The organism is Pseudomonas sp. HY2-MNA-CIBAN-0224 (assembly GCF_040310285.1).
GTDB classification, from domain to species: domain Bacteria; phylum Pseudomonadota; class Gammaproteobacteria; order Pseudomonadales; family Pseudomonadaceae; genus Aquipseudomonas; species Aquipseudomonas helleri.
In genome coordinates this window covers 1-265 of record NZ_JBEOPQ010000591.1, presented here as the reverse complement: position 1 = coordinate 265, position 265 = coordinate 1, and the positions used below count along the sequence as shown (strand labels likewise).

Annotated in this window: 1 protein-coding gene; it reads right to left on the bottom strand. The window is 40.0% G+C overall.

The features are described 5' to 3' along the window. Window positions 1–189: hypothetical protein (locus AAEZ03_RS27675; protein ID WP_350583079.1), on the bottom strand; the 189-nt coding region annotated here is incomplete at its 3' end. Window positions 190–265: the final 76 nt, after the last annotated feature.

Here is a 265-nt window from a genome sequence, read left to right as displayed (position 1 = left end):
CTGTAAAGTTAGCCCCTTAAGGAACTCGTTTATGTCATCATCGCCAACCTCTAAATCTGCTGCGCCAACACAAGATAAGCTCAATATTTTCTCCTTTAAAGATAAAAATAAGATTCTACATTTAGGCTGGATCGCTTTTTTCTTAACCTTTTTTGTCTGGTTCAACCACGCGCCTTTTTTGTCTGCCATTGGTGAGACCTTGAATTTGAGCAAAGATCAAATCAAAACTTTGCTGATATTGAACGTCGCGCTCACCATACCTGCC